The organism is Gordonia namibiensis NBRC 108229, assembly GCF_000298235.1.
GTDB lineage: Bacteria > Actinomycetota > Actinomycetes > Mycobacteriales > Mycobacteriaceae > Gordonia > Gordonia namibiensis.
Map to the genome: position 1 here is coordinate 240,667 of NZ_BAHE01000011.1, position 24,580 is coordinate 265,246.

The 24,580-nt window shown below is 68.3% G+C and carries 22 protein-coding genes; 5 read left to right on the forward strand and 17 right to left on the reverse strand.

The annotated features are described in order from the left end of the window. The first annotated feature begins 1 nt into the window (after position 1). On the forward strand, positions 2-799 hold the full coding sequence (locus tag GONAM_RS07985; protein ID WP_006866249.1) for an ABC transporter ATP-binding protein: 798 nt from the start codon (positions 2-4) through the stop codon (positions 797-799). A 380-nt stretch (positions 800-1,179) separates the two neighbouring features. On the opposite strand, the gene GONAM_RS07990 is transcribed toward GONAM_RS07985, so the two are convergent. The 7 genes from GONAM_RS07990 to GONAM_RS08020 all read right to left on the reverse strand — a co-directional run bounded on the left by GONAM_RS07990 (position 1,180) and on the right by GONAM_RS08020 (position 10,659). After that, positions 1,180-2,916 (reverse strand): ABC transporter ATP-binding protein, encoded by a 1,737-nt coding sequence (locus tag GONAM_RS07990; RefSeq protein WP_006866250.1) that lies wholly within the window; start codon positions 2,914-2,916, stop codon positions 1,180-1,182. Continuing rightward, entirely contained in the window at positions 2,913-4,817 is a 1,905-nt protein-coding gene (locus tag GONAM_RS07995; protein WP_006866251.1) for an ABC transporter ATP-binding protein, read from the reverse strand. The genes GONAM_RS07990 and GONAM_RS07995 overlap by 4 nt, the downstream gene beginning before the upstream one ends. A 57-nt stretch (positions 4,818-4,874) precedes the next feature. Next, positions 4,875-5,507: a TetR/AcrR family transcriptional regulator gene (locus GONAM_RS08000; protein WP_006866252.1), complete on the reverse strand. Its 633-nt coding sequence runs from the start codon at positions 5,505-5,507 to the stop codon at positions 4,875-4,877. Between the two features lie 108 nt (positions 5,508-5,615). Next, the gene (locus GONAM_RS08005) at positions 5,616-7,145 is read right to left on the reverse strand and encodes an aldehyde dehydrogenase family protein (protein ID WP_006866253.1); all 1,530 of its coding nucleotides are present in this window, start codon (positions 7,143-7,145) and stop codon (positions 5,616-5,618) included. Between the two features lie 212 nt (positions 7,146-7,357). Next, positions 7,358-8,515, reverse strand: coding sequence for an acetyl-CoA C-acetyltransferase (locus GONAM_RS08010; protein WP_006866254.1), 1,158 nt, complete (start codon positions 8,513-8,515; stop codon positions 7,358-7,360). 59 nt (positions 8,516-8,574) lie between these two features. Then, positions 8,575-9,399, reverse strand: coding sequence for an SDR family oxidoreductase (locus GONAM_RS08015; RefSeq protein ID WP_006866255.1), 825 nt, complete (start codon positions 9,397-9,399; stop codon positions 8,575-8,577). Beyond that, a complete protein-coding gene (locus GONAM_RS08020; protein ID WP_006866256.1) occupies positions 9,400-10,659 on the reverse strand; it encodes an acyl-CoA dehydrogenase family protein in 1,260 nt (419 codons plus the stop codon). 42 nt (positions 10,660-10,701) lie between these two features. Between GONAM_RS08020 and GONAM_RS08025 the strand changes: the two genes are divergently transcribed. Further along, entirely contained in the window at positions 10,702-12,285 is a 1,584-nt protein-coding gene (locus tag GONAM_RS08025; protein ID WP_006866257.1) for a FadD3 family acyl-CoA ligase, read from the forward strand. A gap of 25 nt (positions 12,286-12,310) precedes the next feature. On the opposite strand, the gene GONAM_RS08030 is transcribed toward GONAM_RS08025, so the two are convergent. From GONAM_RS08030 to GONAM_RS08045, 4 genes are all read right to left on the reverse strand, one after another. Further along, a complete protein-coding gene (locus tag GONAM_RS08030; RefSeq protein WP_006866258.1) occupies positions 12,311-13,198 on the reverse strand; it encodes a type IV toxin-antitoxin system AbiEi family antitoxin domain-containing protein in 888 nt (295 codons plus the stop codon). Positions 13,199-13,298: 100 nt separating this feature from the next. Continuing rightward, positions 13,299-14,882 (reverse strand): lysine--tRNA ligase, encoded by a 1,584-nt coding sequence (gene lysS, locus GONAM_RS08035; protein WP_006866259.1) that lies wholly within the window; start codon positions 14,880-14,882, stop codon positions 13,299-13,301. A 70-nt stretch (positions 14,883-14,952) separates the two neighbouring features. Next, positions 14,953-15,408 carry a hypothetical protein gene (locus GONAM_RS08040; RefSeq protein ID WP_006866260.1) on the reverse strand — a complete coding sequence of 152 codons (456 nt, stop codon included), beginning with the start codon at positions 15,406-15,408 and terminating at the stop codon, positions 14,953-14,955. Between the two features lie 153 nt (positions 15,409-15,561). Further along, complete coding sequence (locus tag GONAM_RS08045; protein ID WP_006866261.1) at positions 15,562-16,683, reverse strand: FAD-dependent monooxygenase; 1,122 nt, start codon at positions 16,681-16,683, stop codon at positions 15,562-15,564. 49 nt (positions 16,684-16,732) lie between these two features. Between GONAM_RS08045 and GONAM_RS08050 the strand changes: the two genes are divergently transcribed. After that, complete coding sequence (locus tag GONAM_RS08050) at positions 16,733-17,236, forward strand: TetR/AcrR family transcriptional regulator (RefSeq protein ID WP_006866262.1); 504 nt, start codon at positions 16,733-16,735, stop codon at positions 17,234-17,236. Here GONAM_RS08050 and GONAM_RS08055 read toward each other — a convergent pair. Further along, complete coding sequence (locus GONAM_RS08055; RefSeq protein WP_040535730.1) at positions 17,216-18,187, reverse strand: alpha/beta hydrolase; 972 nt, start codon at positions 18,185-18,187, stop codon at positions 17,216-17,218. The two genes, GONAM_RS08050 and GONAM_RS08055, sit on opposite strands and share 21 nt — an antisense overlap. Positions 18,188-18,247: 60 nt before the next feature. Here GONAM_RS08055 and GONAM_RS08060 point away from each other — a divergent pair, with 60 nt between their 5' ends. Continuing rightward, positions 18,248-19,042 carry a TetR/AcrR family transcriptional regulator gene (locus tag GONAM_RS08060; RefSeq protein WP_006866264.1) on the forward strand — a complete coding sequence of 265 codons (795 nt, stop codon included), beginning with the start codon at positions 18,248-18,250 and terminating at the stop codon, positions 19,040-19,042. A gap of 18 nt (positions 19,043-19,060) precedes the next feature. On the opposite strand, the gene GONAM_RS08065 is transcribed toward GONAM_RS08060, so the two are convergent. Genes GONAM_RS08065 through GONAM_RS08080 form a run of 4 tightly spaced genes read right to left on the reverse strand, consistent with a single transcriptional unit; the run spans position 19,061 to position 22,388 of the window. After that, positions 19,061-19,864 carry a type III pantothenate kinase gene (locus tag GONAM_RS08065; protein ID WP_006866265.1) on the reverse strand — a complete coding sequence of 268 codons (804 nt, stop codon included), beginning with the start codon at positions 19,862-19,864 and terminating at the stop codon, positions 19,061-19,063. A gap of 27 nt (positions 19,865-19,891) precedes the next feature. Further along, on the reverse strand, positions 19,892-20,332 hold the full coding sequence (gene panD, locus GONAM_RS08070; protein ID WP_040535733.1) for an aspartate 1-decarboxylase: 441 nt from the start codon (positions 20,330-20,332) through the stop codon (positions 19,892-19,894). A 2-nt stretch (positions 20,333-20,334) separates the two neighbouring features. Continuing rightward, positions 20,335-21,339 carry a pantoate--beta-alanine ligase gene (panC, locus tag GONAM_RS08075; protein WP_006866267.1) on the reverse strand — a complete coding sequence of 335 codons (1,005 nt, stop codon included), beginning with the start codon at positions 21,337-21,339 and terminating at the stop codon, positions 20,335-20,337. Further along, on the reverse strand, positions 21,336-22,388 hold the full coding sequence (locus GONAM_RS08080) for a Rossmann-like and DUF2520 domain-containing protein (RefSeq protein ID WP_006866268.1): 1,053 nt from the start codon (positions 22,386-22,388) through the stop codon (positions 21,336-21,338). Before GONAM_RS08080 ends, panC begins: the two co-directional genes overlap by 4 nt. A 290-nt stretch (positions 22,389-22,678) precedes the next feature. Between GONAM_RS08080 and GONAM_RS08085 the strand changes: the two genes are divergently transcribed. Next, positions 22,679-24,103, forward strand: coding sequence for a serine/threonine-protein kinase (locus tag GONAM_RS08085; RefSeq protein WP_006866269.1), 1,425 nt, complete (start codon positions 22,679-22,681; stop codon positions 24,101-24,103). Positions 24,104-24,245: 142 nt separating this feature from the next. On the opposite strand, the gene GONAM_RS08090 is transcribed toward GONAM_RS08085, so the two are convergent. Beyond that, positions 24,246-24,580, reverse strand: a 335-nt coding sequence (locus GONAM_RS08090) for an IS30 family transposase (RefSeq protein ID WP_006865789.1), incomplete at its 5' end; no start/stop codon positions are given.

Below are 24,580 nucleotides of genomic sequence, written 5' to 3' on the forward strand. Positions count from 1 at the left end.
CGTGACGACTCCCGATGTGCTGCGCCTGGACTCCGTCGACTTCGTGCGGCAGTCCCGCGCAATCCTCAGCGACATCAGCCTCACCATCCGGGCCGGCGAGCGCTGGGCGCTCATCGGTCCGAACGGTGCGGGCAAATCGACGATCCTGAGTCTGTGCGGCGCGGAACAACACCCGACTCACGGCACCGTGCACGTCCTCGGCCACCAGCTGGGCCGCGTCGAGATCCGGAAGTTGCGCGAGTCCATCGGTCACGTCAATCCACGGCATCCGCTGCGGTCGCCGCTGTCGATCCGCGAGGTCGTGCTGACGGGCGCGACCGGCACCACCGAACTGATGGATCATCGGACGCCCGCGCCGGAGACGCTCGCCCGCGCCGACGAACTGATCGAGATGCTCGGCCTGAGCGCACTCGCGTCGGCATCGTGGACGAACCTGTCGCAGGGCGAACGCGGCCGGACCCTGATCGCCCGCGCACTGCTGTCCGACCCGCAGCTGCTGTTGCTCGACGAGCCGTCGACCGGCCTCGATGTGGCCGCCCGAGAACGCCTTCTGCAGACCGTAGACCGACTCCACCGGACACACCCCGAACTCGCGACCGTCCTCGTCACCCATCACCTCGAAGAACTCCCCGAGACGACGACGCACGCCGTGCTGGTGACCGGCGGCCGCATCCTCGCCGCGGGCCCGGTCCACGACATCCTCACCACCGAACTGGTGACCGAGTGCTTCGACTACCCCATCGAGATCACGCACCAGGACGGGCGGTGGTCGGCGCGGGGTGGGGGCGGCGCGTCGTGAAGGTCGCTCCTTCGAGGCCCCTTGCTCCCTGAGGTGCGAGCGCAGCGGCCCCCTTGCTCCCTGAGGTGCGAGCGAAGCGCCCCCCTTGCTCCCTGAGGTGCGAGCGAAGCGCCCCCCTTGCTCCCTGAGGTGCGAGCGCAGCGGCCCCCTCGCTCCCTGAGGTGCGAGCGCAGCGAGCCACGAAGGGCTGCCGACGTCATCTCACCCAGGCCTTCGTGGCTCGTCGCTAACGCTCCTCGCACCTCAGGCAGCAGTGGGACCCGCTCCTTCGATTTCACGCAGCAGTGGGGCCCACTCCTTCGATTTCACGCAGCAGTGGGACCAACTCCTTCGATTTCACCAGCAGTGGGACCCGCTCCTTCGATTTCAGGAAGCAGGGGTTATGACGACGGCGTGAGCGTCCAGCCTGCGGCGGCGGTGCGCTGATTCCAGAACTCGGTGTACCGGCCGCCGCGGCCGAGGAGTTCGTCGTGCGTGCCGATGTCGTCGACCCCGCCCTCGTCGTCGAGGACGACGATCTGGTCGGCGGCGATGACCGTGGACAGCTTGTGCGCGATGACGATCACGGTGCTGCGGTCGGCGAGGCGCCGGATGGATTCGGCGACGTGCGACTCGTTCTCCGGGTCGAGGGCGGACGTCGCCTCGTCGAAGAGCACGATCGGGGCGTCCTTGAGCAGGGCACGCGCGATCGAGACCCGTTGACGCTCACCGCCGGACAGTGCCGAGCCGCCCTCGCCGACGACGGTCTGCCAGCCATCGGGCAGGCGGTCGACGATGGAGGTGACGCCGGCGGTCTCGGCGGCCGCGCGGATCTCGTCGTCGGTGGCGTCGGGACGGCCGAGTTTGATGTTCTCCCACAGGGTGTCGTCGAAGAGATAGACGTCCTGGAAGACCTGCGACAGCTGCCCCATCAGGGCACCGGTCTCCTGGTCGCGGACATCGGTGCCGCCGACCTTCACCGACCCGCCGTCGACGTCGTAGAAGCGGGCGATCAGACGGAAGATGGTCGACTTGCCCGAACCCGATGGCCCGACGAGCGCGGTCATCGTTCCGGGCTGCGCCCGCAGGGACACGTCCCGCAGCACCGGGGTGCCGTTGTCGTAACCGAAGGCGACCTTCGACAGTTCGACCGCGCCCGGCTCGGTGATCGGTTTCGGCTGATCCGGGACGGGCATGCGGTCGGTGTCGAGGACACCGGTGATGCGGTTGATCTCGTCGGTCGACATGCGCAGCGTCGAACCGAGTTCGGCGAGTTCGCCGATCGGTCCGAAGAAGCGTGCGGCGAGTCCGAACACGGCGACCAGCAGGGCCGGCTCGATGTGGCCGGCCACCGCGAGCCAGGCACCGAGGGCGAGGACGGCGCTGAACACGACCTGCACCGTCAGGCCGTTGAGCAGGATGCCGAGGATGGAGCGCCACAGCATCGACTTGCCCACGCGCGCTTGCTGACCGAGCGCCTCGGCCAGCGGGACGTGCGCGGAGTCGGCGGCACCGAAGGCGCGCAGCACCGCCTGGCACCGCGCATACTCCAGCACCCGGTTGTTGACCTTCACGGCCTCGGCCCGCTTGCGGCGCTCCGCCTTCGACAAGAACTGACTGGACAGCTTGCCGACATACATCAGGACCAGTGTCCCGGCGACCATCAGCAACCCGATCCGCCAGTCGAAGAAGCAGATCCCCAGCACGACGACCACGGAGCTGACCGTGTTCACCACGACCGGCGTGATGTAGTGCGCGCCGGTGCTGCCGACGAACATCGTTCCCTTGACGGCGATCTGCGAGACGTCGCCGATACGCTCGCGCGTGAACCAACCGAGCGGCAGCGTGACCATGTGGTCGCCGAGCCGGTGATGGAGCATGCGCATCGCGTACAGGGCCATCGTCATGCCCTTGAGGGACTGGATGTACGCGCTGACCGCACAGATCAGCACCAGAACGGCCAAGGGCCACAACCACTTCGCGGCGGCCGAGAGGTCACCGTCGAGGAGGTTCTCGGTGATCGGGACGAGCGTGAGCATCGCGAGACCCTGGGCGACGCCATAGAGGACGACCCAGCTCAGGAAGACGACCATCCGAGCGCGCTCGGAACCCAGGATCGTGTAGAAACCGCGGATCATCGCGCCACCTCGTCACTTCCGACCACGCCGAGCGCGATCTTCTCGTCCTGCCTGGAGGTGCCGGCCTCGTAACTGGCCCACATCGACGCGTACAGACCGCCGTTGGCCACCAGATCCTCCTGACGTCCCTGTTCGTCGACGTGCCCGCGATCGAGCACGACGATGTTGTCGGCGTGGGTGATCGAACCGAGCCGGTGTGCGATGACCAGGACCGTCCGCCCGACCATCAGCGCACCGATGGCCTGCTGGATCTGCGCCTCCGACTCCGGGTCGGCGAAGGCGGTCGCCTCGTCGAGAACCAGGATCGGGGTGTCCGCGAGCAGGGCGCGGGCGATCGAGACGCGCTGCGCCTCACCGCCGGAGAAGTGCGCACCGTCGCCGACCACGGTGTCGTAACCGTCGGGCAGCTCCAGGATCCGCTCGTGGATCTGGGCCGCACGAGCGGCGTCGTGGACCTGTTCCTCGGTGGCCTCGGGACGGCCGAGTCGGATGTTGTCGCGGACCGTCATCGTCAGCAGCTGCACGTCCTGCAACACGAAGCCGACGTGTCGGTAGAGCTCGGTGGGAGCGATGTCGCGGACGTCGACGCCGCCGATGCGCACCGATCCGGAGTCGGGATCGCCGAAACGCGGCAGCAGGGTCGCAAGCGTCGACTTGCCGCTGCCCGACGGCCCGACGAGCGCGGTCACGGTGCCTTCGGCGAGTTCGACGCTGACGCCGTCGAGCGCCTTCACCCCGGACGGCACTCCGAGACGCGGCGGATAGGTGAAGTGCACGTTCTCGATTCGCACGTCGTGACCGGCGGGAACCTGGGGGTTCTCCGGGATGGTCAGCTCGGGTTCGGCGAGCAGGTCGGCGATGCGCAATGCCGCGGCCGAGGCCTGCTGACGGGTGTGGACCGCCGTCGAGACGGTGAGCAGCGCGGTCGGCAGGATCATCGCGATCAGCGTCGAACCGACCAGTTCGATCGGGGTGACCCAGCCCTTGTCGACGAACCAGTAGCCGACGCCGAGGTTGACCAGCAGGATCAGCGGGGCGGAGATGAGGACCGTGGTGATCGCCTGCACGCGCAACATCGGACCCATGTATCCGGCGAAGTCGTCGTTGAACTCGTCGGCGGCATCGATGAAGCGGCGGTGCGCCTTTCCCGTCTGCCCGAACGTCTTGACCACCGCGACACCGGCGATGAACTCGACGATGGTGGCGCTGATCCGGGCCACACCGGAGTCCATCTTCTCCATCTCGGCGGTCAGATCTCGCGCCATGTAGGAGTAGGTCAGGGCATACAGCGGCACCGTCGCGATGGCCAGCAGACCGAGGCGCCAGTCGAGGATGAAGCAGTAGATCAGCGCGAAGATCGGCGACAGGACCGCCGCGGTCGCCTCGACCTGGGCGTGCGCGACCAGATAGTGCAGGTCGGCGACGTCATTCTGTACCGATTTGCGCACCGCGCCGGAGCTGGTGCGGCTGAACCATCCGAGCGGGAGCCGACCGAGCTTGTCGGCAATGCGGATTCGGAGTTGCGCCTGGAGGTCGAGGTCCGCGAAGTGGGTGATCGCCAGCGCGAGGAACGCGAAGAGGGCCCGCGCTGCGAGCCCGCCGACGACGAGCCACACGATCAGCCACACGCGGCCGGTGTCGGTCGGTCCAGGCGCCAGCAACGTGCGACCGAGTTCGACGATGCCGATGAAGGGCACCACCGTGGCGGCCGAGGCGAAGATCTGGACGAACTGGGCGAGAACGGTACGCGTCTTCACCGGCGCCAGGACATCCGCGAGAGCCGTTGACTTGGCCTTGGCTTCCGCGCGGGCCTTGATCCGCGCGGCCTTCGGATCGTCGGGTGCGTCCCCGGACTCCGGAGCCGGCGCAGGCGCGGCCACTTGTGTTCCGCCAATTGTCATGACCGCACCTTATCGGCCGCCGACCGATGTAGGGAAAGGTACCCTAACTCTCTGCCGTCAGCGGGGCAGGATGCCGTCCAGGACGATCGACAGGTACTGGTCGGCAATCGAGTCCACGGTCATCGGACCTCCCGGCCGGTACCAGCGCACGGCCACCCACACCGTGTCACGCATGAAGCGATAGACCAGTTCGACGTCGAGATCCGGACGGAACTCACCGTCGTCGACACCGCGCTGCAAGACCGCATGCCACAGCTGGCGGAACTCGACGTTCAGCTCGCCGATGTAATCGAAACGTTCCTGCCCCGACAGCCGCTTGGCCTCGTCCTGGTAGATCGCGACCGCATTGCGTTCGGCGTCGATGGACTCGAACGACGCGACGACGAGCCCGCGGAGCGTCTCGCTCGCGGAGAGCCCCGCGCCGGCGATCTCGCGGTAGCGGGCGAAGAGGTCGTCGAGGAAGCGGCGCAGGATCTCGTCGACCATCGACTCCTTCGAGTCGAAGTGGTGATAGAGGCTGCCCGACAGGATTCCCGCGGCGTCGGCGATGTCGCGGACCGTCGTCGAACGCAGGCCGTTCTCGGCGAACATCCGCCCGGCGGTGGCGAGCAACTCGTCGCGGCGCGACGAACGAACGGCGGTGTCGGTGCCGGTCTTCGCCTCGGTTTTGGTCTGGCCTCGTGGGGACACGCATCCTCCTGGAGAGTCTGCCCATCACCCTAGCAAGCGCTTGGCCGGGAACGTGTGAGACGAACCCGGCCAAGCGGAGATGCTACGCGCTTCTCATGCGCGGCGGTGTCACGCGCCCAGGCGCTTGCGCACCTTCTTGATCGCGCGGGAGTTGAAGAACTTGAACAGCTTGAGCTGCTGATCGGTCATCTTCGAGTCCTTGGCCAGGAACGGCGGGGACATCATCTCGGCGACCGTCATCGGCAGCGTCGAGAACGCGACCGCGCGGGCGTGGCTGAAGGTCTCGAAGCCGGTCTTGCCGTGGTAGCCGCCCATGCCGGAACGTCCGACACCGCCGAACGGCAGGTCGCCGCTGAACAGGTGGATGGCGAAGTCGTTGCCGTTGATCGAACCACTGCGGGTGTTGTCGGCCAGCTTCTCGAAGCGGTCGTTGCGATCGCCGCACCAGTACATGGTCAGCGGATGCGGGTGCGACGCGATGTGGCTGATGACCTCGGACAGCTCGCGGTACGGGTACACGGTCAGCACCGGACCGAAGACCTCGTCCTCCTCGATCTTCATGCCGGCCTGGACGCCGGTGAGCAGCGTCGGCGGGATCTTGCGACGCTCGGCGTTCGGCAGCGGCTCGCCGCCGGGGATGACCTGACGCTTCTCGGCACCCAGCTCGACGGCGTCGTCGATCAGGCCGACGATGCGGTCGAAGTTCTTCTGGTTGATCGTCGCCGTGTACTGGTCGTTGTCGTAGATCGTCGGGAAGTGCTCGGTCCAGCGTGCGATGACCTTGTCGGTGAACTCACCGAGCTTGGCCTCCGGGACGAAGACGTAGTCGGGGCACAGGCACACCTGGCCGCCGTTGACCAGGCGCGCGTCGGCGAGCATCTTCGCGGCCTTGTCGATGTCGGCGTCGAGGTCGACGACCGCCGGGTTCTTGCCACCCAGCTCCAGGGTGACCGGGATCAGGTTCTTGGCGGCCTCCTGGGCCACCGAGGCACCGACCTCGGGCGAACCGGTGAAGAACATGTGGTCGACCTTCAGCTTCGCGAAGTCCGAGCCCGAACCGTGCTTCGAGGTGGCGACGGCCAGTTCCTCGATGGAGAAGTAGTCCGGCGCGTACTTGGCGATGACGTCGGTGGTCTTCGCGGTGATCGACGACGGGCGCATGATCACGCGGTTACCCGCGGCGAAGGCCGATCCGGCGGGGACGATCGTCAGCTGCAGCGGGAAGTTCCAGGGGCCCATGATGCCGACGACGCCGAGCGGGTCGTGGCGGACACTCTGCTTGTAGCCCAGGAGTCCCTGGACCTTGGCGTACTTGGTCTCGCCCATCCACTCCTTGACGCCACGACGCTGGTGCGTGAGGTCGATCATGCAGCCGGCGACGTCGGCGGCCAGCGACAGTTCGCGCGGACGTGAGCCGTAGTCCTCGGTCAGCGCAGCGGCGATCTCGTCGGAGTGGTCGAGCAGCAGCGCAGCCAGACGGGTGATCCGGTCGATGCGGGTGTCGGCGTCGGGAATGCCGTCACGGAGGAACGCGGCTCGCTGGATCTCGACCAACTCGGTCAGTGTGTGGTCTTCCGACGAGACGCCGCGCTTCGCGATCGGCGCCCCGGTGCTGGTGTGCTCAGCAGGCTTGGTCATCGAGATCCCCTCAGGTAGTTCTTGCTGCAGGTCGGACTTGCGGCACGGTGGACATTGAAACAAAAACGTCCGCTTGTCCCACACCATAGTATGCGCCAGATCACAAGTACATGTGGGCACGTCGGTTGCCAGAAGGGTACGACCGGTACGCCAAAAGGTCGAGACCTCGCCCGGGGGATCTTCGGGCGAGGTCTCGACGTTTTACGCGTGTGTCAGCTGAGCCGTTCGATGATCGTGACGTTGGCGGTCCCGCCGCCTTCACACATCGTCTGGAGGCCGTAGCGGCCGCCGGTGCGTTCGAGTTCGTTGAGCAGGGTCGCGAACAGCTTGGCGCCGGTGGCTCCGAGCGGGTGGCCGAGGGCGATGGCGCCGCCGTTGGGGTTGACCTTGGCCGGGTCGGCGCCGGTCTCCTTGAGCCAGGCGAGCACGACCGGCGCGAAGGCCTCGTTGATCTCGACGACGTCGATGTCGTCGATGGACAGGCCGGTCTTCTCGAGTGCGTACTTGGTGGCCGGGATCGGTGCGGACAGCATCATCACCGGGTCGTCGCCGCGGACGGACATGTGGTGGATGCGGGCGCGCGGGGTGAGGTTGTGTTCCTTGAGTGCACGCTCGGAGACGACGAGCGTGGCGGACGAGCCGTCGGCGATCTGCGAGGCGACCGCGGCGGTGAGGCGCGAACCCTCGGCGAGCACCTGCAGTCCGGCCATCTTCTCCAGCGACGTCTCGCGCGGGCATTCGTCGACGACGCAGTCGCCGTATGCGACGTTCTCCTTGTCGAACTTGCCGGCGGCGATCGCGGCACGGGCGCGCTCATGCGACTGCAGCGCCCAGCGCTCCATGTCCTCGCGGCTGATGTCCCACTTCTCGGCCATCATGTCGGCGCCGATGAACTGGGAGACCTGCGCGTCACCGAAGCGCTCCTGCCAGCCCTTGGATTCGGCTGTGGGGGTGGTGAACCCGAATTCCTTGCCGGCGATCATGGCCTGCGAGATCGGGATGGCGCTCATGTTCTGCAGACCGCCGGCGACGACGATGTCCTGCGTGCCGCTCATGACGCCCTGTGCGGCGAAGTGGATGGCCTGCTGGCTCGACCCGCACTGACGGTCGACGGTGGTGCCCGGCACCTCGAGCGGGAGACCGGCGGCGAGCCATGCGGTGCGCGCGACGTTTCCGGCCTGGCCGCCGATGGTGTCCAGGCAGCCGAAGACGACGTCGTCGACGGCGGCCGGGTCGATGCCGGTGCGCTCGACGAGCGCGGAGATGATGTGGGCGCCGAGGTCGGCGGGGTGGGTCTTGGCGAGCGAGCCGTTGCGCTTGCCGACCGGGGTGCGGATCGCGTCGACGATGTAGGCCTGCGGTGTGGACATGAGCGGTACTCCTTGGTGTTTCGGGTGAGTCGTGGTCGGGCGCCGTCCAGGGACTGGACTCAGGCCCTTTGGCTGGAGATCGAGACGACCTCGCCGGTGAGGTAGGTGGTGTAGTCGCTGGCGAGCATGGCGACGGTCGCGGCGACCTCCCACACCTCGGCGGCGCGGCCGTACGCCTCGCGGGAGGCGAGTTCGTCGAGCAGATCGTCGCTGGTGACCTTGGCGAGGAAGGGGTGCTTGGCGATGGACGGCGCGATCGCGTTGATGCGCACGCCCACGTCGGCGGCTTCGAGTGCGGAGCAGCGGGTCAGCGCCATGACGCCGGCCTTCGCGGCGGCGTAGTGGGCCTGTCCGCGCTGGGCGCGCCAGCCGAGAACCGAGGCGTTGTTGACGATCACGCCGCCGTGCTCGACCGAGCCGAAGTACCGCAGCGCGGCGCGGGTGGCGCGGAAGGTGCCGGTCAGCGTGATGTCGAGGACGCGGTCCCACTCCTCGTCGGTCATCTCCGCGACCGGGGTCTCGCCGCCGAGCCCGGCGTTGTTGACCAGGACGTCGATGCGGCCCAGTTGGGTTGCGGCGTCGGCGATCAGGGCGTCGACCTCGGCGGTCTCCTGCACGTTGCAGGTGCGCTGGGTGACGGTGCGCTCGGGGAACTCCGCGGACAGCTTCTCCGCCGCCTCACCGAGACGGCGTTCGTGCCAGTCACTGATGAGGACGTCGGCGCCTTCGAGGAGCGCACGACGCGCGGAGGCGAATCCGATACCGGTACCGGCGGCCGCGGTGACCACGACCTTCTTGCCCAACAACAGGTTGTGGCCGGGGGTTTCGGCGGGCGGGGTGGCGAGCGGTGAGATCACTTGGGTACCTGCATCCGTTGCGGTCATTCAGCGTGCCTCTCGGGGAAGGCCGAGCACCCGCTCGGCGATGATGTTGCGCTGCACCTCGTTCGAGCCGCCGTAAATGGTGTCGGCGCGGGTGAAGAGGTAGAGCCGTTGCCATTCGTCGAGTTCGACGCGTTCAGGGTCGGCGATGTCGTTGGGCTGCCCCTCCGCGGTCGCGTCGGGTCCGATCAGGGTCGGCGCACCGACGACGTCCATCGCCAGTTCACCGAGGTCGCGATGCCAGTTGGCCCACAACAACTTCGACACCGATGCGGCGCCTGCCTGACTCGTCACGTCGCCGTCGAGTGTGCGCTGTGCATGTGCGCGCATCACTTTCAGCCCGATGTCGGCGCGCGCGAGACGCGAGGCGAGTTCGGGGTCGTCGACCGCGCCGTTTGTGCGGGCCACCTCGGTCAGGTTCTCGAGCTCGCGGGCGAAACCGACCTGCTGGCCCAGCGTCGACACACCGCGCTCGAACTGCAGCAGACCCATGGCGACCTTCCAACCGTCGCCGGGTTCGCCGACTATCAGGTCGGCGTCGGTCACCGCGTCGTCGAAGAAGACCTCGTTGAATTCCGATGTGCCGGTGAGCTGTTGGATGGGACGCACGGTGACGCCGGGCTGGTCGAGCGGGACCAGCAGGAAGCTGAGGCCGGCATGCCGCGCCGACCCCTTCTCGGTACGCGCGATCACGAACACCCACTGCGCCACGTGGGCGAGCGAGGTCCAGATCTTCTGCCCGTTGATGATCCACTTGCCCTCGTCCATGCGGGCGCTGGTCGAGACGCCCGCGAGGTCGGAGCCGGCGCCGGGCTCGGAGTAGCCCTGCGACCACAGTTCGGTGACGTCGACGATCCCCGGCAGGAAGCGCTTCTTCTGCTCCTCGGTGCCGTACTCGATGAGCGTCGGCCCGAGCAGCTCCTCGCCCAGGTGGTTCACGCGGGCGGGCGCGTTCGCGCGGGCGTACTCGCGGTGGAAGATGATGCGCTGTTCGAGCGTCGCACCTCGGCCGCCGTATTCGGTGGGCCAGCCGATGCAGGTCCAGCCGGCACTCGCGAGGTGCCGATCCCATTCGAGCCGCGCGGCGAAGAACTCGTGCTCGCTACCCGGTCCGCCGCGCCCTTTCAGATGAGCGAAGTCGCCCGCGAGGTTCTCGTCGAGCCAGGACCGCACCGCGGCGGCGAACTCGTCGGCGGCGTTCGGCGTCGACTTGGCCCATTCACCCAGGTCGACACCACGATCCGCAAGGTTGATCGAGGTCATGGCGCTAGCATAACCCACCAAGCAAGTGCTAGGTTGGGCCGCATGGCGCAGACCTCCCGGACAGGGACTCTCTCCGTGACGACGACGCCGGCCGCGTTGCAGCGTGCAGCACGCAGCTGGCCTGACGGTATCGCCATCGTCGACGGGCAGTGGGCCCCTTCGACAGATCGGCAGCTCGAACTGACGTGGTCGCAGATCCACGACGCGGTGCGCACCTTCGCCGCATCGCTCATCGCCTCCGGCATCGAGGCGGGCGACCGCGTGGCGATCTGGTCGCCGAACAGCTACCACTGGCCGATCGCCGCCCTCGGCGTCCACTACGCCGGCGCGACGCTGGTCCCCCTGAACACCCGCTACACCGCGGGCGAGGCCATCGAGATCGTCGAACGCTCCGGCGCACGCGGGCTCGTCGTGTCGGGTGAGTTCCTGGGCGCCGACCATGCGGCCGAGCTGCTGCGCGACCATCGCGACCAGCTGCCGGATCTGGTGATCCGGGTGCCGCTGTCCGGCGGGTCGCCGACCCCCGACGGCGCGGTGGACTGGGACGACTTCCTGACGCGCGAGACCGCTGACGCGCTGACAGAGGCGGATCGTCGAGCCGAGGCGATCTCCCCCGATGATCTCTCCGACATCCTGTTCACCTCCGGCACCACCGGAAAGTCCAAAGGCGTCATGGCCACCCACCGGCAGACGCTTTCCGGCGCGCACGCCTGGGGTTCCAACGGCGGCCTGAACCCGGACGACCGCTATCTGATGGTCAACCCGTACTTCCACACCTTCGGACACAAGGCAGGCATCCTGCCGAGCGTGCTGTTCGGCGTGACCATGCTGCCGCTGGCGGTGTATTCGCCGCAGCAGGCGATGGAGCTCGTCTCCGACCAGCACGCCACGGTCTTCCCCGGCGCCCCGACCATCTTCCAGACCATCCTCGACGACCCGAAGCGCTCCGACTACGACCTCTCCAGCCTGCGACTCGTGGTCACCGGGGCGTCGATCGTTCCGGTGGTGCTCATCGAACGACTCCAGACAGAACTCGGCATCGAGACCGTGATCACGGCCTACGGACTGACCGAGGCCAGCGGTTTCGTCTCGACGTGCACCCCCGATGACGACGACGAGACCGTCGCCAACACGTGTGGGCGCGCGTTCGAGGGCATGGAGATCAAGCTCGGCGACAACGGCGAGGTCCTCGCCCGCGGCGACATGGTGATGCTCGGATACCTCGACAACCCGGAGGCCACCGCAGAGACCATCGACGCCGACGGCTGGCTCCACACCGGCGACATCGGGACCATCGACGAGCGCGGCAATCTCAAGATCACCGACCGCCTCAAGGACATGTACATCTGCGGCGGATTCAACGTCTATCCCGCCGAGATCGAGCAGACCCTCGCGCGTCTCGACGGTGTCACCGAGTCGGCCGTGGTCGGCGTTCCCGATGATCGGCTCGGCGAGGTCGGCCGCGCCTACCTGACCGTCCGCAAGGACGCCGAACTCGACGAGGAGAAGGTCATCGCCTTCGCCAAGCAGCACCTCGCCAATTTCAAGGTGCCCCGCTCGGTGGTGTTCGTCGACGAGTTCCCGCGCAACGCCTCGGGCAAGATCCTCAAGCGCAATCTCCCCTAGACGGATTTCGTAGAAATAATGCGCGCTATGCGCCTGTGTTTTCTACCGATCGCAGGCGGACGGCGGTGCGGATCTGCGCGAGCACCCAGTTCGGCCGAGTGGTGACGTCGCGCCACGTGAACCGCAGAACGGTCCAACCGTTGGCAACGAGCACGTTCTGACGGGTCCGGTCGTGCTGGAACGCCTTCGCATCGCTATGGAAGGCCATTCCGTCGATCTCGATGTCGACACGTTCGGCCTCGAAAGCGATGTCGAGTACGTACCCGCAAGCGGGCACGTTGGTCTTCCACCCGCAGAGGCCCGACGACCGGAGGAGGCGGACGGTGATGCGCTCGGCCTCCGACCGTGCACCCGACGACATCGCCTCGAGCATGGCGCGGGCACGCGGTGAACCACGACGCCCCGCGTTGCGCCGCTGAACGGCGTCGAGGTCGGCCAGCTTGACCCGCTTCTTCAGCAGTGCCGAGTCCATCACCTTGACTCCCACATCCACCGCGGCGTCGAGGACCGTGAGCTCGCAGCTCGTCACGGTGAGGCCGTCGACCTCGGTGAGGTCTCGGGTGTCGAGCGTCCGGTGCCAGACGTTCGCTCCCTCGATGGGATCGCCATGGCGTCCACGGGGCGCGATCACTGTCACCGACTCGGGCGCCGCGTCGATGAGGCCATGCCACCAGGCCGCAGATCCGCTGGCGAGTGCCGCGCCTGGCCCGGCCCGTAGGACGGCGAGTCGCGCGGTCATCCGGTCGTCGACGAGTCGGTCGGCAACGCGGAACACGCCACGCGCCTCGCGAACCCACTCCCCCGTCGCGACCCGATGACGCACCCCATCCGCTGTGATCCCACACTCGCGCAGGTGCGTCGTACCGAAGACTCCGTCATGTGCCGCGATCATCGCGCGCAGGTCCTGAGGCATGCATCATCAGACGCACGCCGACCCTGCGCGGTTCCCCACCCCGCAATCCGTAGAAGCTACATGGATATAGCGTCCATAACTTCTACGAAATCCAAAACGGCTAGGTGCGGGGCTTCACCAGCGGGAAGAGGATGGTCTCGCGGATACCGAGGCCGGTGAGGGCCATCAGGAGGCGGTCGATGCCCATGCCGGTACCGGTGGTCGGCGGCATGCCGTACTCCATCGCGGCGAGGAACTCCTCGTCGAGGACCATCGCCTCGTCGTCGCCGGCGGCGGCCAGGCGGGCCTGGTCGACGAAGCGTTCGCGCTGGATGACGGGGTCGACGAGCTCGGAGTACCCGGTGGCCAGCTCGAAGCCGCGGACGTAGAGGTCCCACTTCTCGACGACGCCGGTCACCGAGCGGTGCGAGCGCACGAGCGGCGAGGTCTCGACCGGGAAGTCGCGGACGAACACTGGCTGGTTCAGCTTCTCGCCGACCATGTGCTCCCACAGCTCCTCGACGAGCTTGCCATGCCCGTAGCCCTTGTCCTTGGGGATCTCCAGGCCGACGCGCTCGGCGATCGCCAGCAGCTGCTCGACGGTGGTCTCGTTCGGATTGCCGGCGGGCACGATCTCCTCGCCGAGCGCCTCCGACAGCGACGGGTACATCTCCAGGGAGGTCCACTCGCCGGACAGGTCGTAGGTCGAACCGTCGGGCATGGTCGGGGTCTGGGTTCCCAGCGCGGCCTGCGAAACCTCTTGCACGAGTTCGCGGATCATCTTCGCCGAGTCGTCGTAGGTGCCGTAGGCCTGATAGGTCTCCAGCATCGCGAACTCGGGCGAGTGAGTGGAGTCGGCGCCCTCGTTGCGGAAGTTGCGGTTGATCTCGAAGACACGCTCGATGCCACCGACGACGCAGCGCTTGAGGAACAACTCCGGCGCGATCCGCAGGTACAGATCCATGTCGAAGGCGTTGGAGTGCGTGACGAACGGACGAGCCGCGGCGCCGCCGTGCAGCGTCTGGAGCATCGGGGTCTCGACCTCGAGGAATCCCCGACGGCTCAGTGCCGCACGGAGTTCGGCCATCACCTTGATGCGGGTGCGGGCGGTCTCGCGGGCCTCCGGACGCATGATGAGGTCGACGTAGCGCTGGCGAACCCGGGTTTCCTCGTTCATGTCCTTGTGGGCAACCGGCAACGGCCGCAACGACTTCGACGCCATCTGCCAATCGTCGGCCATCACCGACAGCTCGCCGGTGCGGGAGCTGATGACCTCACCGGAGATGAAGACGATGTCACCGAGGTCGACGTCGGACTTCCAGCGGCCCAGCGCTTCCTCGCCGACGCCGTTGAAGCTGACCATCGCCTGGAGCTGTGTGCCGTCGCCCTCCTGGAGGGTCGCGAAGCACAGCTTGCCCTTGTTCCGCAGGAAGATCACGCGTCCGGAGACACCGACGTGCTGACCGGTCTCGGTGCCGGCCTCGAGGTCGGGGTAGGCGGCGCGGATCTCGCCGAGAGAGTGGGTGCGCGGAATCGAGACCGGGTACGCCTCGCGACCCTCGGACAGAATGCGCTCGCGCTTCTCGCGGCGGATTCGCAGCTGTTCGGGAGTCTGGTCGTCGGCGTCCGTGGTCTTCTCGGCCGCGGTGGAGGCGGCACTGGTCGGGCTGTCACTCACCCCACGCACACTATCGGGGCCGGTCACCGACTCCCAACTCGCCGCACCTGCTGTGACAGCGATGACAGGGACGGCGGCCCGGGACGCACGGGCCGGCTCAGCTCTCGTGTGCGGAGATCATCGCGAGCTCGTCCGGATGGATGCGGCCGTTGACCTTGGCCTGGCGCATCCGGCGGTGCCCACCGACGACGAACACCGCACCATGGACGCCCCGCGCCTGCAGATGCCAGGCCAGCCACTCGGCCTCGTGGCCGTCCTCGCTGACGAGAATCCAGCGGGAGTCGGTGCGAGCCGCGGTCAGCGACTCGGAGGTGCCGGGGGTGAGACGGTCGAGGACCTCGACGGCGTCGATGGCCAGTGCGCCGAACAGAGCGCCGTCGATCTGGCGGCGGCGATGGGAGCGGACGTCCACCGGGGTGGCGCCCTCGGCGACGGCTTTCTTGTAGTCGCTGACCTGCAGCGACAGCGGCGCAGCCGGGGTCGGGGCGACGGTCGGCGCGGTCGCGGCGAAGACGGTGCTGGACAGAACAGGGGTGGCAACCGAAGCGGTCATGAGAGGGAGTCCTCAGGTGATCGAAAACGAGCGGGGAGCGCGAAGTAGGGCAGCCGCAGATGCGGTACTAGCCCTGACAACACTCCTGACAGCTCTTGATCACGGCGACGAGTATGCCACAGCCCAGCGCGCCGGACCAGACTCGAGTGGCGATCACCGCACGGGCGGTTGCCAATCCTGAATGCGTCGCAACTGGCCGTTGAGCACCGCGTCGGGGGCGGCCCGCATCGCCAGATCGCGCAACCGGACCGCGGGCGCCGACTGCCACTGACCGACTCTGCCGACGGCCGACGCCTGGCGCGCGATGCGTTGAGTACGACGCCGACGCAGACGGTCGTAGGTGCGCAGAGCATCGTCGACGTCCTGCCCTGCGCCACGCAGCAGCGCGGTGAGGGTCGCCGCGTCCTCCATCGCCTGGTTCGCCCCCTGCCCGAGGTTGGGGGTCATCGCATGAGCGGCGTCGCCGACGAGGACACATCGCCCCCGCACGAAGGCGGCCAGCGGGCGCGCGAGTTGCTCGATGGGCAGCACCCCGACGTCGGCCGGATCGGTCGCGTCGAGGACCTCCCCGATGGGCGCATGCCACGACGAAAAGCGTTGTCGCACTTCGTCGAAACCACCCGTATCAGCACCCTTGTCATAGTTGACCGCGGCGAACCAGTAGACGTGTCCGTCCGGCAACGGCGCGATCCCGAACCGTTGGCCGCGGCCCATCGTCTCGCCCGCCGCATCGAGGTCGACGGGCCGCGCCGTGATGGCCCGCCAGGCGACGTAACCGGCGTAGGCCGCGCCGGGGTCGAGGGTGACCGCGGGACGCACCCGACTCCGCAGACCGTCGGCTCCGACGATCAGGTCGCAGCCGTCGATCGTGGTGTCGTCGTCGAGTCGGACGGTCCTGTCGTGCACCTCGCGCACGCCGGTTCCGGTCCGGACCTCGACGCCCGATCCGAGCCGGCCGAGGAGCGCCTCGTGGAGGTCACTGCGCCGCACCACGCGGAGGTCGGCGATCGCCGCCGGGTCGAAGCGGGTCAGCCATCGACCGTCGGGACGACGGGTTCCGTTCAACGTGGGCGAAACCTCTCGGGCGTCGGGAACCACGGATCGGAGTCCGAGCGATTCGAGCGCCCGGAGTCCGTTACCGAACAGACTGAGCCCCGACCCGCCCCCACGGACCTCGGACGCCCGCTCGAGAAGCGTGACGTCCGCGCCCGACGACGACAGCCCGGCGGCAGTGCAGAGTCCCCCGATCCCGGCGCCGACGACAACCGCCTTCATGACGTTCTTCTCCACATGGAGAAGAACGCTAGCAGATAGACTTCTCCGCGTGGAGAAATCAGCCGGACGATCGACGCGCGAGACCCTGCTCGACACCGGGCTCGAGCTGATCGGGACGATCGGGATCAGGCAGGCGTCGGCGCGCGCGGTCGAGGACGCATCCGGAGTCCCCCACGGCAGTATCCGTCACCATTTCGGTGGTCAGGACGGTTTTCTCGCCGCTCTCGTCGAGCATGTCTACACCCGCGACGTCCCGGTCGACGGCGAGTCGACCCTCGAGGTGATCGCCCGCTGGCTGGGCGTCGACCGTGTCCGCACTCGTGCCCGCTACGAGCTGATGCTGCTGGCCACCCGCGACGAGGTCATGCGCGAACGCATGGTTGCCGGTCGCGACCGGTTCGTCGAGCGCCTCGTCGGGCGCGGGATGCCGCTCGTCGCCGCCCGGCAGCTCGTCGCAGCACTGGACGGGCTGGTGCTCGACGCGCTGCTGCGTGACTCCGACGGCACCGACGCCGACCACGATCCGACGCGGCTACTGCGCGCGTTCCGGTGAATCCGACCCGGACACCAAGTCGATCGCGAGGGCGCGCAGGTGACCGGCGAGCTCGTCGACGCCCGGCTGTTCGACCGGGAAGTGCCCGCAACCGGTGAGCAGGTGGATGTCGGTTCGCGCGGCGATCCGTCGTGCGAAGCGGATGCTGATCTCCGGCGGCGTCCAGGTATCGGCCGCCGGATGGACCAGCACCACCCGTGGACCCCGGTAGTTCTCCGGCGCGGGCACCTCGTGGGTCATCAGGTCCGCCAGGAACCCCAGCGAGACACTCGAACCCGCCCCACGCGGATCGTCGATGCAGGCGTGCGAGACCGCAGGGTCGTTGCTGATCCGCGCCATCGGCGCGACCCACCTGATCGGGAACCGCAGTCGAGCGAAGACCCCGATCCGCGATGCGGCCGTCATGAGCGGGAGGAGGCGGATCAGCGCGGGCGTGTGGGATGCGGCTCGTCGGGCAGCCGAATCACCGGCGAGGTCGAGAAGGCAGGTGGCCACGACCGCGGCGACGCGCGCACCCCCGGCCGCGACGTCGTAGCCGAGCATGCCGCCGAGGCTCGCACCGAACACGACGATCGGCCTCGGGTCCCGTTCGGTCTCCGCCGCGATCAGATCACCGACCAGGTCGATCCAGTCCTGGTATCGCACGCGACCAGGATCGGCGACGCGCGTCCGCCCGTATTGCGGGAGGTCCGGCGCCAGCACGTCGTACCCCTCCCCCGCGAGCACGGCCCCCAGTGGCCACACGAGTTCGCCGTGCCCACCACCGCCGTGGAGCAGCAGCACCCGCAGCGGCGCGTCAGGCCGCATCGCGCGCAGGATGTGGACGTCCACCGGACCCGACGGTCGCGTGTCGCTCGCCGGCCACCTCCACCACGACGAAGTGGCCTCGATGTCCGCGGCGGCAGAACGCCATGGCTCGGGCAGGAAGCGTAGGTACGATCCGTAAGTCACACATCCATCGTCGAGCGCCCGCGAACCCGGCACAACTCGCATTCACCGGAGACCTCGGACATGCGGAAAAGACCACGGCAGCAACGCTCTTCGTTCACCGTCGAGGTCATCCTGGAGGCGACGACTCAGCTTCTGGGCACCGAGGGGGCAGCGCTGACGACCAACGGGATCGCCGAGACCGCGGGCGTCTCGGTCGGTTCGATCTATCAGTACTTCGGCGACAAGCAAGCGATCTTCGACGAGCTCGCCGCCCGGCATCTCGCCGCGGCGGAGGCGCAGATGGTCGCCGTCCTCGACGCGCATCCAGTCGAGGCGACCGACTGGCCGGTCGTGCTGCGCGCGGTGATCGCGGTTGCCGTGCCGGAGAACTCGAGTCACGGTCGGGCACACGGGCGACTGCGCGAACTGGCGAGCCCCGGCGTCGTCGGGGATCTCTATGCCGGATTGGCGGACCGGCTGATCGCCAGGCTGGTCGCGTATCTCGTCGCCGACGGTTGGATGCCCGACGAGGCGGAAGCCGACCTACGCCCCATGTTCCCCGCGTTGGACGCGCAGATCCATCAGTTCGCCGGGAGCGGGCTGGACGACGACGAACTCATCGCACGGATCGCGGCGTACACCGAAAGGGGCGTTGCGGGGTCCGCGCTGAGTGGTCGGCGACGTCGTCTCACCAGGCCTTCGTGGCTCGTCGCTTGCGCTCCTCGCACCTCAGGCATCGGAGCTAGGTGCGTCGCGCCCTTTCGGATCACGCAGCACGACGCTTGCGCTCCTCGCACCTCAGGCATCGGAGCTAGGTGCGTCGCGCCCTTTCGGATCACGCAGCACGTCGCTTGCGCTCCGCGCACCCACGTATGAGGCAGCGCGGTCCGGGGTCTACTTGCCCCGCCGTGGACTCGCCTTCGAGCGCTCGTGGACGAGGCGCAGTCCTTCTAGAGTCAGGTGCGGGTGGTGGTCGGTGAGGGACCGGCACTCGTCGAACATGAGCGGGGCGAGGTAGCCGGTGGCGACCACGGTGACGTCGTCGCCGTCGAAGCCGGGCACGGTGTCGCAGACGCGGTCGACGAGGGCGTCGACCTGGCCGGCGAACCCGTACAGGATGCCCGACTGCAGGGCCTCGACCGTGTTCTTGCCGAGCACGCTGCGCGGCGGCATCAACTCGACCTTGCGCACGGTCACGGTGTGCTCGGAGAGCGCCTCGACCGCAAGGTTCACGCCGGGGGCGATGGCGCCGCCGAGGAATTCCCCCTTCGCCGACACGGCGTCGACGACGGTCGCGGTACCGAAGGCCACGACGATGCAGGGTCCGCCGTATTCGTGATGTGCGGCAAGGCAGTTGGAGACGCGGTCGGTGCCGACCTCCTTGGGGTTGTCCACCAACAGCGGGACACCGGTCCGCACACCGGGTTCGAGCAGGACGTGCGGTCCGTCGCCGAAATAACGGGGCAGCATGACGCGCAGCTCGCGCAGCAAGGACGGCACCGTCGACAGGGCACTGACCCCGGTGACCTGCTCGATGTCGGAGCCGAGCATGCCGCGGAAGACCCAGGCGAGTTCGTCGGCGGTGTAGTGCGGGTCGGTGTGGATTCGCCAATCACGCACCAGCCGTGCGTGATCCCCCGTCCCGGCATACGCGCCGATGTGGATGTTGGTGTTGCCGACGTCGACGGTGAGCAGCATCGATGGGCTCCGTGTCGTTCGCCGGCGTCAGACCGTCGCGTCGGCGAAGACCGGGCCGTCGAGCTGCCGCGGGTCGAGCAGACCCGAGCCCTCGGGTGCGTGGGCCGGGTCGTCGCCGGATTCGAGGATGCGGTTGTGGTCGTCGACGAAGACGACGTTCGGCGAGTACTCCTTCAACTCGGCCTCGTTCAGCATGCCGTAGGCGATGATGATGACGAGGTCGCCGGGGTGCACGAGATGCGCTGCGGCGCCGTTGATCCCGATGACACCGCTGCCCCGCTCACCGGCGATCGCATAGGTCACCAGACGGGCGCCGTTGTCGATGTCGACGATCGTTACCTGTTCGCCCTCGAGCAGCCCCGCGGCATCGAGCAGATCCTGGTCGATCGTGACCGAACCGACGTAGTGCAGATCCGCCTGGGTCACAGTGGCGCGGTGGATCTTCGAGGTCATCATGGTGCGCAGCATGGTCATCGTCCCTCTGTCGTGGTGGTGGCGTTGTTCCAGGCGATTTCTTCTTCGAGTGCGGCGAGACCGCCGACGTTCACGCCGACGTTGTCGATGAGACGCGCCGTTCCGAGGCGTGCGGCGACGAGCAGCCGGGCGGCGCCCTTCTCCGGTGCCTCCTCCAGCTGGCGGCCGCGAAGTGCGAGGTACTCGACGTCGATCTCGGGAACGGTGTCGAGCACGGCCTGTGCCGCCGCGACGATCGCATCCGGTCCACCCTCGGCGGAATGGGCACCGGCGACCAACGCCGCCGACAGCGTCGTGGCCAGCTCGCGCTGCTCGGGGGTCAGGTAGCGGTTGCGCGACGACATCGCCAGCCCGTCGGATTCGCGGACGGTCGGGACGCCGACGATCTCGACGTCGAGATCGAGGTCGGTGACCATCTGCTTGATCAGCACGAGCTGCTGATAATCCTTCTCACCGAAGAAGGCGGCGTTGGGTCCGACGATGTTGAGCAGTTTGAGGACCACCGTCAGCATCCCGGCGAAATGCGTCGGGCGCGAGATGCCGTCGAGGATTCCGCCGGCTGCGCCGGGGTGCACCATCGTCCGCTGTCCGTTGGGGTACATCGACGCGGCGTTGGGTGCGAAGACGAGTTCGACGCCGAGCGGCTCGAGCAGCGCGAGGTCGGCGTCGAGGGTGCGCGGATACGCGTCGAGGTCCTCGTTGGCGCCGAACTGCAGCGGGTTGACGAAGATCGAGACGACGACCACCGTGTTGCCCTTGGCCTTCGCCGCACGCACCAATTGCAGATGGCCGGCGTGCAGGGCGCCCATCGTCGGGACCAGCACCACGCGCTTGCCCGCCGCGCGCAGCGCCCGGGTCACCCGGGTCAGGGTGGCCGGTTCCCGGTGCACGGTCATCTGACCGGCCTTGTAGGTCGGCGTCTTCTCGTCGGACGGGACACTCACGGCATCTCCTTTGATCGGTGGTGTCTGATCGGTGGTCTGGAGCTCGGCGGTGCTCATCGACCCTCCAGGAGGTCGAGGAGCGCGGCCGGGGCGTCGGTGCGCTCGGCGGCGCGACGGGCGAGGGTCCGGTATGCCTCGGCGATCCCGTGATCGCCGGACCCGCCGGGCACGGCGCGGAGTGCGGCGAGGTGTCGTCGGACGGCCTCGGCGTCGCCGCGCGCCACCGGGCCGGTGAGCGCCGCCGGGCCGAGTTCGAGCACGTTGTTCAACGACGCGGTCACGAGCGGGGTGAGGATCCGTTCGGCGAGCCGCGCACCACTGCCGTCGACGGTCGCGGCGTCGCGTCCGGAGTGGTCGATCGCGGCGTTCAGCGCGGCCACGGCGTCGGCGATCAACGCGATCAGGTGGTTGGCGCCGTGGGCGAGTGCCGCGTGGTAGAGGGTGCGATCGGTTTCGGCGATCCGTACCGGTTCGCCGCCCATCTCCAGCACGAGCGACGAGGCGATGGCCTCGCCGACCGGGTCGGCGGCGGTGATGGCGAAGCAGGAGTTGGTCAGCCGCGCGGTGTCCTCCGCGGAACCGACGAACGTCATCGCGGGATGCAGGGCCAGTCCGAGGGCCCCGCGGGCGGTGACCGGCGCGAGGATGTCCACGCCCTGGGCGCCGGCCGTGTGGGCGACGATCGTGCCGGGACGCAGCGCACCCGACGCCGCGATCTCGTCGACCACCGCGCTCAGCTGGGCATCCGGGACGCTGACCAGCAGCAGTTCCGAACGGGCGACGACGGCGTCGAGGTCGAGGATCTCGGAATCGGGAAGGCGCGCGGCGGCTCGGGCCCGCGATTGAGGCGACCGGGCGACGACCGCGCCGACGACGTGGCCGGCCTTCTCGAGGGCCTCGCCGAGTGCGGTCCCCACGCGTCCGGCGGACACGATGCCGACCGTGAGGCGGGCGGGGGCAGGCAGATTGGAGGTGCCGGGAAAGGGATCGGACCGGACCGGATACGGGCGGTCACCGAACGCGTCCGCGGCAGTGCTGCCGTGGGCGTCGTCGCCTCCGGTCGGCCGTGCGAACGGCACGCCGGGATCACCGGTCGGTGAGGTCACCGCTGTCCTCCATGGTTCGTTCCAGTCCCGCCTTCGCCGGATTCCGCGTGGACGGAGTTCTCTCCACGGCGGCCTCGGCACGGGTACCAGACGTTGCAGAGCAAGGGTAGGACTCTCTCGGCGGTCCGAGCCAACTGTGTGACAGGTGTCACCCGTCAGTCCCGGCCGACCCCTCCGGCCGCGGCGGTCCGCGGGACGACAGACGAGGCTGTGACCTGCGCCGAACCGGCGTACGCTGAGGCCGTCCGAGGCGTTCATCGCTCCATCGCCAGACCTCAGGGGGTCCGCAGATGAGCCTGCCAGCGGGTACCGAATTCGCCGGGTACACGATCGTGCGCAAGATCGGCGCCGGCGGCATGGGGGAGGTCTACCTCGCGAAACACCCCCGGCTCCCCCGCCTCGATGTCATCAAGGTGCTCGTCGAGCACGTGTCGAACGATCCGACGTTCCGGGCGCGCTTCACCCGCGAGGCCGACCTGGCCGCCCAGCTCGACCATCCGTGCATCGTCAGCGTCTACGACCGCGGCGAGGTCGACGGCCGGCTGTGGATCTCGATGCAGTACGTGGCCGGCACCGATGCGGCGGCCCTCGTCAAGGCGTCCCCGGGAGGTCTTCCGCTCGACGACGTCGCGGCGGTGAGTGACTCGATCGGCGCCGCCCTCGACCATGCCCATCGCCACGGGCTGCTGCACCGCGACGTCAAACCCGCGAACATCCTCATCAGCGCAACCGAATCCGACCCCGGCGGCGCGGAGGAGCGTCGTATCCGATTGGCGGACTTCGGGATCGCCCGCCAGACCGACGGGGGTACATCGCTGACCTCGGCCAACCTGGTACTCGGTTCCTTCCCCTACTCGTCACCCGAACAGCTCTCGGCAGAAACCCTCGACGCACGCAGCGATGTCTACTCGCTGGCCTGTTCGACTTTCGAATTGCTCACGGGCACAGTACCGTTCACCGCCCGCACACCGATGATGATGATCCATCACCACCTCACGACACCCCCGCCCGACGTGTCGTCCCTGCGCCGCGGCCTCCCGCCGGCCGTGTCGGAGGCGGTGCGCCACGGGCTGGCCAAGAACCCCGCGGACCGACCGCCCTCGGCCGGCGCGTTCGCCGCCGAGTTCCGGCATGCGGTCGACACCACCGGCTTCTTCCCCGCCCCGCTTGCCGGTACCGCTCCCCCGCCCCGAGCCCGGATGGGAGCGAGTACTCCGATCCCAACGCAGACCCGGACGATGCGTATCCGCGGGGCCTTGCCACCGACCGAGGCCGGCGGCCTGAGCACCGCACCGGCACCACCCCGACCCCGGCCCGCCGACACGGGCCACGTTCCGCCGGCGTCCTCACACGGTCACGGGTTCCCCGTGGCGACGGCGTACTCGGAACTCCCCGGGCACACGGTCCCCGGCCCCGCCCTTGAGTCGACGATGATCCGGGCCTCCGGCGACCTGCACGTGATCGAGCCCCCTCCGCCCGAAACCGACCCGACGCGCTACACGACGGCATCACTGGCCTGCGGAATCGCGGCGGTGCCGCTCAGCGTCGTCGGAGGCTTCGGCCTGCCCGTCGGTGTTGCCGGTTGGTACCTCGCCGGACGCGGCCGCGCCTCCCCGGCGGCACGACTGGCCCGGACCCTGTGCGTCCTGGGAATGCTCCTCAGCCTAGGGTTACTCGGGTTCACCATCGTCCGGGCCATCGCCCTGCAGTTCTGACACCCGGGCGGGTGCCGCTGAAAAGGGCCCCTGAATTCTGCCCGGCGTCGAAAACCGCCCCTGAAAAGCGCGCCCCGTTTCCGCCCAGCGTCGAAAACCGCCCCTGAAAAGAACCCTCAGCAGCTCCGCCGACGAGGCGGATTCAACCGGTGGCTGCAACAGCGGGATCGGTTGGTTCTGAGCGTAGTAGTTCGTCGAGCTTGTAGGCGGGGCTGCGGAAGCCGTGTCGTTTGCGGGGTCGGCCGTTGAGTTCGGCGGCCACGTTAGCCAGGATGCCGGGCCCGTGGAATGACAGGTCGGTTCCTTTGGGGAAGTACTGGCGCAGCAGGCCGTTGGTGTTCTCGTTGCTGCCGCGCTGCCAGGGGCTGTGCGGGTCGGCGAAGTAGATCGGCAGCCCGGTGGCTGCGGTGATCGCGGTGTGTAACGCCATCTCCGTACCTTGATCCCAGGTCAACGACCGCTGCAGGATCTCGGGGG

Coding starts and splice junctions, on each gene's coding strand:
- GONAM_RS07990 (WP_006866250.1), bottom strand. CDS start 2,916: ATGATCCGCGGTTTCTACACGATCCTGGGTTCCGAGCGCGCTCGGATG.
- GONAM_RS07995 (WP_006866251.1), bottom strand. CDS start 4,817: ATGACAATTGGCGGAACACAAGTGGCCGCGCCTGCGCCGGCTCCGGAG.
- GONAM_RS08005 (WP_006866253.1), bottom strand. CDS start 7,145: ATGACCAAGCCTGCTGAGCACACCAGCACCGGGGCGCCGATCGCGAAG.
- GONAM_RS08010 (WP_006866254.1), bottom strand. CDS start 8,515: ATGTCCACACCGCAGGCCTACATCGTCGACGCGATCCGCACCCCGGTC.
- GONAM_RS08015 (WP_006866255.1), bottom strand. CDS start 9,399: ATGACCGCAACGGATGCAGGTACCCAAGTGATCTCACCGCTCGCCACC.
- GONAM_RS08020 (WP_006866256.1), bottom strand. CDS start 10,659: ATGACCTCGATCAACCTTGCGGATCGTGGTGTCGACCTGGGTGAATGG.
- GONAM_RS08025 (WP_006866257.1), top strand. CDS start 10,702: ATGGCGCAGACCTCCCGGACAGGGACTCTCTCCGTGACGACGACGCCG.
- GONAM_RS08030 (WP_006866258.1), bottom strand. CDS start 13,198: ATGCCTCAGGACCTGCGCGCGATGATCGCGGCACATGACGGAGTCTTC.
- GONAM_RS08040 (WP_006866260.1), bottom strand. CDS start 15,408: ATGACCGCTTCGGTTGCCACCCCTGTTCTGTCCAGCACCGTCTTCGCC.
- GONAM_RS08045 (WP_006866261.1), bottom strand. CDS start 16,683: ATGAAGGCGGTTGTCGTCGGCGCCGGGATCGGGGGACTCTGCACTGCC.
- GONAM_RS08060 (WP_006866264.1), top strand. CDS start 18,248: ATGCGGAAAAGACCACGGCAGCAACGCTCTTCGTTCACCGTCGAGGTC.
- GONAM_RS08065 (WP_006866265.1), bottom strand. CDS start 19,864: ATGCTGCTCACCGTCGACGTCGGCAACACCAACATCCACATCGGCGCG.
- panD (WP_040535733.1), bottom strand. CDS start 20,332: ATGCTGCGCACCATGATGACCTCGAAGATCCACCGCGCCACTGTGACC.
- panC (WP_006866267.1), bottom strand. CDS start 21,339: ATGAGCACCGCCGAGCTCCAGACCACCGATCAGACACCACCGATCAAA.
- GONAM_RS08085 (WP_006866269.1), top strand. CDS start 22,679: ATGAGCCTGCCAGCGGGTACCGAATTCGCCGGGTACACGATCGTGCGC.